Source organism: Acinetobacter sp. UBA6526, assembly GCF_002434875.1.
GTDB lineage: Bacteria > Pseudomonadota > Gammaproteobacteria > Pseudomonadales > Moraxellaceae > Acinetobacter > Acinetobacter venetianus.
This window is the reverse complement of the sequence record NZ_DJLC01000119.1, coordinates 1-9,698: the sequence shown is the minus strand read 5'-3', so window position 1 is coordinate 9,698 and position 9,698 is coordinate 1. Positions and strand designations below refer to the sequence as shown.

Genomic DNA, 9,698 nt, shown 5'->3' with positions numbered 1-9,698 from the left:
ACCCCCTCCGCTTACGCAGAGGGGATGTTTTTTATTGGCTAAAATTAAAAAAACATAGTGGAATAAGAAAAATATTGTGCATAGTTGTAGTATATTTCGCTTATATATAAAACAAATAGCATTTAAAGAGCAAATATGGTTTATAAATTAAGTGATCAGTTAGATCACGTGGGCAATTCCAAATATGTTTTTGAAGCATATGATGAATATTTAAAGACAAATAAAAATAAATTACCTGAAGTCTACTAGTTCTCCTTGCATCTGACTGGTGGTATGGTGGTAGTGGTTCAACAGCTCCCTATTATTGTGAATTAGATAATTTTGAAATTATTGATTTTGGAAAAGAATCAGCTCATTTAATTCTTACGTTAATAAAAAAAGATCATCGAGACTACGAGGAAACTCCATTTCGACTTCGGTTAATTTATCAGGGGATATTAGAATTCAACATTCCTTATCAAAAAAATCTTTCAATTAATCCCTTTGTGTGGCGCTATGATGAGTTCTTATTTTTTGATCCATGGAGTAGTTATGGAAATAATGAAAGAATGTTTACTCATAATATTGAATGGGTTGGGAAAAATGTTTGGTCTATTACTGCGAAACAGATTGTTGCTACATGGGAAGATCTATAAAAGAGTATTAATTTTTTTAAATTTAAAGAATGACTATGTCAATAAAATTGTAAAATAGACAATATAATTTTTAATTCATTTATTAATCAAAGATATAGGTGAATTGAATAAGTTTGTACAACATATCTTTTTACTCATTGAGCTTAAAATTTAGTTTTTGTTGATATTAGATATTTGTATGCATTGGGTCGTCGCTGAAACCTATTCTTTTCCTTATGAGGCTCAAATCGCAAAGACTCAGCTCGAGGCGATGGCGATTCCTGCACGTATTGAAAATGAACATACAATCAATATGGATTGGTTATATTCTAACGCGCTCGGCGGTGTTCGTTTACTTGTACCTCAAGAGCATCTAAGTGTAGCTCAAAGTATTCTTGCTCAAGATTTTAGTCAAGATGTAGATCAAATTCTTGGTTCTGAACAGATTAGTTGCCCTCAATGTGGCAGTACGGAAGTAGAGCCTTATACACAAGGAAAGAAGCCAGCGTATTTAGTTTTTCTGTTGATTGGCTTTCCATTGTTTTTCTATAAGAATGGAATGAAGTGTAAGAAATGCCAGTACTTTTGGAACTAACTTATTTTAAGCATAGAGTTTTCACAATAATCTTATATGATTTGCCAATTTGAATCAAAATCAAAAGACCAGCCTTAATTGAGGTAGAGAAAAACACGCAATCGATTGATTGGGGGAGTAGCTTCACTGTGATACATATTGCTGGATAGGGACGATCTTCTTTGGTGCTGTGAACATAAACAGTATTTTTAACGAAAATATCTTTTATTTGAGTGATATTTAATTCATCCTGTGTATGCTTGATTTAAGTGAATGTATACAAAGTGCTATAAAAAACAAAAAAGAGAGAAAAGATGAGCAAGAAAAAACAATTAGATAGTGTACAAACAGCAGCATTGTTGGACATATTGAAAAATCGTTTTGAACAGAATATGCAAAGACATCAGGGTTTATTTTGGCCTGATATTGAAGATCAATTACAACATCAGCCAGAAAAGTTATGGTCACTGGATCAAATGGAAGTTACAGGTGGAGAGCCTGATGTCGTCGTGATTGAAGCTGATTCATCTGAAATTATATTTTATGACTGTTCCATTGAAACGCCGAAAGGACGTAGAAGCCTTTGCTATGATCGTGCTGCTTTGGATGCGCGTAAGGAACATAAACCTAAAAATAATGCGATTGACGTCGTTGAGACAATGGGTGTTGAACTTTTAACTGAAGCGCAATATAGACAGTTTCAAGAAATTGAAAATTTTGACTTGAAAACTTCTAGTTGGGTAAAAACACCAGAAGATGTTCGTACCTTAGGTGGTGCAATTTTCTGTGATAGCCGCTATGGTCGTGTATTTACTTATCATAATGGTGCACAATCTTATTATGCGACACGAGGTTTCCGCTGTCGTTTAAAAATCAAATAAGCTCTGAAATTTGATATTCAATGATAAGAAATAAGATCTTTTTTAGTTATGAATTTTGCCAAGCGCTTGCTTGGTTTGTTGTGTTTTGCTACCTTAGTCATCACTAAATATTCTAAAACAATGATCGATACTCGCTAGGAAGCAGAAAATGCAATTAAATCCAATGTATTACAATGAACAACATCAAGCTTTTGCTGAGAATGTCCGTCGTTTTGTACAAAAAGAAATGACTCCATTTGTGAATGAGTGGGATGAGGCTGAAACATTTCCTAGAGAACTCTATAAAAAAGCGGCTGAAATTGGGTTATTGGGTTTAGGTTTTGATGAAGAATATGGAGGGATTCCTGATGCCGATCCTTTTTACTCCCTGTTAGCTGGTATCGAAATGGCTAAAGCGGGTTCTGGTGGTGTGCATATTTCTTTGATGGTCCATACCATTGGTGCACCACCGATTCAGCATTTCGGTAGTGAGGAATTAAAAGCCAAAGTATTACCCGATATTATTTCAGGCGAAAAAATTTCAGCATTGGCGATTACTGAACCTGGCGGTGGTTCAGATGTAGCCGCATTGCAAACCAAAGCGATTCGTGATGGTGATTATTATATTGTGTCGGGCGAAAAAACCTTTATTACGTCAGGTATTCGTGCGGACTATTACACGGTTGCAGTTAGAACTGATCCGACCAAAACAGGTGCAGAAGGTGTCTCGATGTTACTTATCGATGCACATAGTGACGGTATTACCAAAACACCATTAAAGAAAATGGGATGGTGGGCTTCTGATACTGCGCATTTACATTTTGATCAAGTTCGAGTGCCAGTGTCCAACTTGTTAGGTCGAGAGAATGCAGGTTTTAAAGTGATTATGAATAACTTTAATATGGAACGGTTTTTCTTGGGAGTGGTGGCTTATGGTTATGCACAAGTTTGCTATGAAGAGGCTTTAGATTGGGCTCAACAACGTAGGACTTTTGGTAAGCGTTTAGTTGATCATCAAGTCGTTCGTCATAAATTAGTAGATATGGCAACTCAATTGACAACCACACGAGCTTTGCTTGAAGAAACAGCTTGGAAAATGACGCAGCCTCAATTGCAGGGTGCTGATCTCGTTGCTCAGATTTCTATGCTTAAGAATGTTGCGACTCGTACTATGCAGTTTTGTGCGGATGCAGCCGTTCAAACACTGGGTGGTATGGGCTTTATGCGTGGAACGAAGTCTGAACGTATTTATCGTGAAGTGAAGGTCAACATGATTGGCGGTGGTGCGGAAGAAATCATGAAAGATTTGATTAGTAAGCAGTTGGGTTATTAAAACTATTCAATACATCATTGAAAGTGCGGATAATACACCGCACTTTTTTATTTAAAGTTTATTCTAGTTCAGCGAGTTCTTCTAAAGAGATCTGACGGATTTCAAAGATGGGTTGTTTCAAAAATGAATTCAGCGTTTTGATATCAATAAACTTTATGTTATCTAGTGCAATACCTTCGATACCGTCTTTTTCCGCATCGTAACGAATATCTGGAGTTTGTTCGATGAATTGTTTGAATAACAGTGGACTATCGCTTAACTCTGCAAGTGGTTTGTCCATCAAAGCTTCAAATTCATAGTCCATCGCATAAATATTGGCTTCCCACGACACATCACTAAAGTTCTCATCTTGACTCGAAATAATGCTACCAGTTTCATAACCTGTGAAATAGTCTTCTTCAGAGTTGATCCAGAGTACATAGCACGGTTGTGTCGCATCGATTTCTAAGAGTTGATACCAGACAATACCTGAAATTTTGGCAAATTCGAAAGCATCGTCTTCATTGAGTTTTGGAATTTCTCCATCATCAATATCAAATTTTTTGCCTGTTTTTTCTAATACAAAAGCTTCAAGTTTTTCATAGATTTCATCATCTACTTCGCCATTGCCGATGTCATAATTACATAGTTCATCATAATATAAGCCTTCGACAACCAAAGCTTTGTATGCCTTTTCCGCTTCTGCTTTATCCGTATAAATCTGTTTAATTGACCCAGTTGAAACGCAATTGGTCAGATGCCATTCATCGTTGTAAGCAAAATCATTTTGACGAATCACGTATTGGATATTACTCATTTTTATTTCCCCTTAAGTTAAGCAATTTTAGTTTTTAATTCTTGCAATTTGACTGCACTCGGTGGTGCGGCCATCCCATTATCCATCCACAGTTCAAAACGCATTGGATTGAAAAAGAAGTCTGGACTGATATCAAAATCAATCAACTTGGCTTCGCTTTTTCCCATCATTGGCAAAATGGTATTAATAAACCAACTATTGTGCGTAATCAGTAAGGACTTTAATTGACCGGTCACTGATAATGGAGAGAGTAATGTAGCTGACAGCTTTGGGTCATCAATAACATCAGCGTGGAATTTCTCTAGGCGTTTCGCTAGTCCATCTGAGGGGATATCCTGCATTGCTGCAACAAAGTCTCCGATCGTTGGAATAAAACGATGGTGGAAATCGACCAGCAAATGATCTTTTTCGCATAAGTCTTTGACTTCGATACTTTTGCCTGCACTATTTTCAAAGTGGTGTCCAAAAATCGGAATAATCACTTCTTGCACGCCCCAAAAAGTATGCAAGATACGATGGCGATTGTCAGTGCATAGCATTTTGGTGCTGTCGATCAAAGCGTGAATATCAATATAATCTTCAAGCTCGCCCCCACGACGTTTCACCGAAATATTGGCATGTTGGACTGGATTCATTTTTGCATTTTTATAATCATTGATGTTTCTGAAAAATAGCAGTTTTTTAGGCAAACGCAAATAGAATGAATGGGCTAAACGTTAAGTTATGTCGTGATTAAAATGTAAGTAGTTTTTAGAAGGCTTGATATTTTTGATCTGTCCAATCTGTATTTAAAATTGCCCAACGCTCATGGTCTTTCCATGCTTTTCCACCGACTCGAAGATATTGGCGAGAGAAGCCTTCTTTCACAAAACCTGCATTTGCGGCAAGGCGAATAGAGGACAGATTGTCTGGTTGAATATTAGCTTCTAGTCGATGTAGATTCAGTGTTTGAAATGCTTCTCTTAGAACCAGTTGAAGCCCATGTCGCATATAGCCTTGTCCTGCATAAGGATAAAAGGCTTCATAACCTAAATAGGCAGAATGAAAATAACCTCGAATAATATTTGAGATGTTAAAAGTGCCTACAATGACATCATTTTCTATTAAACAGACAAAATAACGATGTTCTTGAGTGAGATATTGTTCAAAATCGGTTGGTGGATAAGTCCAAGGTTGATGAAGTTGAATACTATTTTGATAGGCGAGTTTAATTTCTGCTAAATCATTTGGTTGAGGTTTGCGTAAATAGATAGCACTCATTTAATCGCCATTTCCCAAACCATTTCAGTCAACTCATCAATTTTGACTTTACCTTCTGGTCGATACCAAGTCACAGTCCAAGAAATAGAACCACCAACTAAACGACGCCAGATAAAAGCATCATGTTTAACTTTACCGAGTGCGCGTAATTTCTCAAAGACATCGAGCCAAACTTGCTCATATTCATTGCGCATTTTTAAAAGATAATCTTGTTTTTCTTTAGAAAGGGCAAACCATTCATGCACAAGTACCGCCATAGCTGCGCCAGTATCACCTGCAATTGAAAGCAATTCAGCCTTAATTAAATGACGTAATTGCTGTTCTGGATCATTTGAGCGTTCAGCTGCTTCTTTTAAACGGGCAAAATTATAAATAATGGTTTGTTCCATTACGGTCGCAAGAATTTCATCTTTACTTTTAAAATGATGAAATAGGCTGCCAGATTGGATACCAATAAATTCACCGAGTTGGCGTACGGTGGTTTTGTCATAACCTTGTTTATAAAACAGATAGGCAGCACCTTGCAATAAACGCCCGCGTGGAGTGTCATCAAAACAAACAATTTTGGGTATTTGCTCAATTGAAGTTGCGATCATGCCGATTTTTCTATCCCGTCTCATCTAAAGTGTATTGTAACAAAATTCATTTCAAGAATTGTCTTATCTTTTTATAACAAGCATTTGCCTGTGTTTGTCTCATTTTGCCAATACAGCATATCATTATGCACTTTACAAACCAAGCACTTGCTTGGTAATGTTAAGTCGTTTTTAGCAATAACAATGAGAAAGCGCATGACAAGTGTCAAACAGGATGAGCAGAGGGTAATCAAAATAGGCTGTGCATCAGGATTTTGGGGAGATACCAATACTGCTGCATTTCAACTCGTGCATTTGAGTGATATCGATTATCTAGTCTTTGATTATTTGTCAGAAATCACCATGTCGATTATGGCAAAAGCAATGATGACTGATCCAAATCATGGTTATGCACTAGACTTTGTTAGTCGCGTCATGTCGCCGCTGCTCAATAAAATTGCTGAGAAAAAAATAAAAGTAATCAGCAATGCAGGTGGGGTGAATCCACTGGCTTGTCGTGATGCGTTACAGAAAATTATTGATGAAAAAGGTTTAGATTTAAAAGTTGCTGTGGTTCTAGGTGACGATGTATTACCTAAGCACACTGAATTACTCAAGCAAAATGTGCAAGAAATGTTTAATGGCGGCGCTTTACCAGCACATGTTGCTAGTAGTAATGCGTATCTCGGTGCAGTTGCGATTCGTGATGCACTAGATTTAGGTGCTGATATTGTGATTACTGGGCGTGTGGTTGATTCGGCGGTTGTGCTTGCCCCATTATTGCATGAATACAAATGGTCACTTGATGATTATGACAAGTTGGCACAAGGTTCATTGGCAGGACATGTCATTGAATGCGGCGCTCAATGTACAGGTGGGAATTTCACCGATTGGCGTTTAGTGCAAGGCTTCGACAATATGGGCTTTCCAATTGTCGAAGTCAGTGAAGATGCTTCATTTATTGTGACGAAACCACAAGGCACAGGTGGACTGGTTTCAAATGCAACGGTGGCAGAACAAATTGTCTATGAAATTGGCAATCCGCAGGCTTATTTACTTCCTGATGTGACGGCTGATTTTAGCCAAGTGCATTTAGAACAGGTCGGTGAAGATCGAGTTCGAGTCTCGGGAGCAATTGGTCGTGCGCCGACTCAACAATATAAAGTCAGTGCCACTTATGCCGATGGTTATCGTGTGTTAGTGAGTTTTTTGATTGCTGGGCGTGAAGCCCCTGAAAAAGCACAAACCATTGCTGATGCCATTATCAACAAATGTGAACGAGTTTTGGCTTTGCGTTCTGTACCACCTTTTAGTGAAAAATCTATCGAAATTTTGGGTATCGAAAGTACCTATGGATCTCATTCTCGAATTCAAGAAAGCCGTGAAGTTGTGGTCAAAATTGCGGTCAAACACATGTTTAAAGAAGCCTGTATGTTCTTTGCTTCAGAAATTGCACAGGCATCAACAGGGATGGCTCCTGCATTGGCTGGGATTGTCGGTGGGCGTCCTAAAGCTTCGGCAGTGGTGAAGTTGTTCTCTTTCTTAATTGATAAAGATCAAATTAAGGTTGAAGTTGATTTTGCAGGGCAACGTCATCCAGTGCAGATTCCAACAGGTTCTGCCGATCAAGCATTTACTCAACATCCTGTGGGTGAGGTCGCAGTTTATCAGGGTGATGAGGTTGAAGTACCTTTAGTCGAAATTGCTCATGCACGTAGTGGTGATAAAGGTAATCATAGCAATATTGGCGTGATAGCGCGCAAAGCTGAATATTTGCCGTGGATTCGCGCTGCTTTGACTGAGCAAGCTGTTACTGAATATATGCAGCATGTACTCGATCCAGAGAAATCAAAAGTGATTCGTTATGAATTGCCAGCTATGCACGCACTGAATTTCATGTTGGAAAATGCCTTAGGCGGTGGTGGTATCGCTAGTTTACGTATTGATCCACAAGGCAAGGCATTTGCTCAGCAATTGTTAGATATGCCAGTAAAATTACCTAGAAAACTATTATCTTGAGCTGCATTTACCTGGTGTTGGAGTCTCGTTTGTCGTAAAGCGGCACAAACGAGATTCTGATACTTTTTACATTATGTCTAACCCACAAGAAACCAGATAGTTATAGATTGAGTCATAGTATTTTTGAGGTCTTGTTGGATCTTTTCCATCTACAGCAGGAATAAAAATAACCATACCTTGTCGGGCTCGGGTTAATAGAACTCTATAAGCATTGAGAAGGTAACTTTTAGCTGAGTCTTTATTAATATTCTGCCACTTTGAACCTTTAAAGTTTTGAAATTTCCAACCTTGATCATAATAGAGGTTAATATCCCAAGCTACGCAGGTATAGTCGATTTCAAGTCCTTGGATATCGAACTCAGTCGCAATATCCTCTAAATAATAAGATGATCGGGTATCATCTTGATGATTTAAAAACCAATCAGTTGGAGATATATTATTCTTAACATAGATACCTTCTGCTTTTAGTCTTTTAGCGCCTGAACTTGTGATTAGTCCAATTCTTTCCGTACCTCTAGCTTGATGTCTTAACCAGTTTTTTGCCTTGTCTAAATCTCTCGTGATTTTAATTGGATAATTATGTTTGATGTCTTGGAAAATTTGAGCGGCTTGATCATTTTGATTGTCTAAAATGGATTGGATCAAGGATGCAACTTTTTCACTTCGAAATGAGCGGACAGAGGTGGATAAATGAAGATCAGTTTTTTGATGTCCATGTTGTTCTAACCAATGTGATAAATCTGAATTATTTAGATAGGTATTAGGTTCAGCCAAAATCTTATCTGAATAATAAATATCCCAAGATTGGTATTTTGTTTTTAACGACTCAATCCATTCTGAAACACCGGCTTCACCTGTATTGATTTCTTGTCCGCCTCCGATTAAACATATAATTGCACACCAATCTTCATGTCGATCCATTACACTGATTAAATATTCGGGTTCAGACATGTCAAAGTTTGTGATTCCCTTTTTCTGTTGCATAAACTTGGAGACTTGTTCTTTTTGCCAAGCTCTTTGTGCTTCATCGAAAACGACAACCTTTTCAATAGGGGCATGAGGCGTTCTTAAATTGTCATCTCTAAAATGATGAATATTTTGGATAAAAGCCTTTGCTTTCCTTTCAGCTTCTGTGCGTAATATTCTCTGACCACTCCTTTTAGCAGATTCTACTGAATCTCTGGTCAATGCTTCTCTCAAGACATCAACTAACGGACCATTACCAGATAGAAATACTGAGTGTTCTGATTCATCTGCTTTTAGTCGTTCATTTGCGATGTTTAGACCTGCAAGCGTTTTTCCTGCACCAGGAACACCTGTTAAAAAGCAGATTGATTTCCTATGCTGGGCTTTAGAGTCTTCGATAATTTTATTTATTAAAATAGAGGTGTTGGAGAGGTTAATTGCACCAGCATCACTTCTTGAAATTTCTTTAACACTATGGCCTTTATATAAAGCTTGAGCTGCTTCAATAATAGTTGGTGTAGGTTTATATACGCTATTTTCCCAAGTCTGAATATTTAAACTTTCTTCTATTTTTATATGGTCTAGAATTTTGATCAGCGTTGCTTTAAAGTTTTCTTTATTACATAGGATACAACTGTTCAGCGCTAGAGAGCTCTCAATCTGAGAGGTAGTATTAGGTGTATTAGTTCAGACTTGATCTG

At 37.7% G+C, this 9,698-nt stretch carries 8 protein-coding genes and 1 pseudogene; 4 read left to right on the top strand and 5 right to left on the bottom strand.

Translation table 11 applies throughout. From position 1 onward, the window contains the following. The first annotated feature begins 813 nt into the window (after window positions 1–813). From B4237_RS07895 to B4237_RS07885, 3 genes are all read left to right on the top strand, one after another. Complete coding sequence (locus tag B4237_RS07895; RefSeq protein ID WP_019383671.1) at window positions 814–1,209, top strand: DUF2007 domain-containing protein; 396 nt, start codon at window positions 814–816, stop codon at window positions 1,207–1,209. A gap of 293 nt (window positions 1,210–1,502) precedes the next feature. Then, entirely contained in the window at window positions 1,503–2,069 is a 567-nt protein-coding gene (locus tag B4237_RS07890; RefSeq protein ID WP_278596482.1) for a DUF4256 domain-containing protein, read from the top strand. Between the two features lie 148 nt (window positions 2,070–2,217). Beyond that, window positions 2,218–3,381: an acyl-CoA dehydrogenase family protein gene (locus tag B4237_RS07885; RefSeq protein WP_278596483.1), complete on the top strand. Its 1,164-nt coding sequence runs from the start codon at window positions 2,218–2,220 to the stop codon at window positions 3,379–3,381. A gap of 58 nt (window positions 3,382–3,439) precedes the next feature. Here B4237_RS07885 and B4237_RS07880 read toward each other — a convergent pair whose 3' ends face one another. The 4 genes from B4237_RS07880 to B4237_RS07865 form a co-directional block, all read right to left on the bottom strand. Continuing rightward, window positions 3,440–4,177, bottom strand: coding sequence for a hypothetical protein (locus tag B4237_RS07880; RefSeq protein ID WP_278596484.1), 738 nt, complete (start codon window positions 4,175–4,177; stop codon window positions 3,440–3,442). A 17-nt stretch (window positions 4,178–4,194) separates the two neighbouring features. After that, window positions 4,195–4,812, bottom strand: coding sequence for a DUF6915 family protein (locus tag B4237_RS07875; RefSeq protein ID WP_278596485.1), 618 nt, complete (start codon window positions 4,810–4,812; stop codon window positions 4,195–4,197). A 115-nt stretch (window positions 4,813–4,927) separates the two neighbouring features. Beyond that, window positions 4,928–5,437 (bottom strand): GNAT family N-acetyltransferase, encoded by a 510-nt coding sequence (locus tag B4237_RS07870; protein ID WP_007482728.1) that lies wholly within the window; start codon window positions 5,435–5,437, stop codon window positions 4,928–4,930. Then, entirely contained in the window at window positions 5,434–6,033 is a 600-nt protein-coding gene (locus B4237_RS07865; protein WP_278596486.1) for a TetR/AcrR family transcriptional regulator, read from the bottom strand. Before B4237_RS07865 ends, B4237_RS07870 begins: the two co-directional genes overlap by 4 nt. 195 nt (window positions 6,034–6,228) lie before the next feature. Between B4237_RS07865 and B4237_RS07860 the strand changes: the two genes are divergently transcribed. Further along, complete coding sequence (locus B4237_RS07860) at window positions 6,229–8,031, top strand: acyclic terpene utilization AtuA family protein (RefSeq protein ID WP_278596487.1); 1,803 nt, start codon at window positions 6,229–6,231, stop codon at window positions 8,029–8,031. A gap of 66 nt (window positions 8,032–8,097) precedes the next feature. Here B4237_RS07860 and B4237_RS07855 read toward each other — a convergent pair. Continuing rightward, a pseudogene (locus B4237_RS07855) lies at window positions 8,098–9,684 on the bottom strand (DUF2075 domain-containing protein); the annotation flags it as partial. Between the last annotated feature and the right edge of the window lie 14 nt (window positions 9,685–9,698).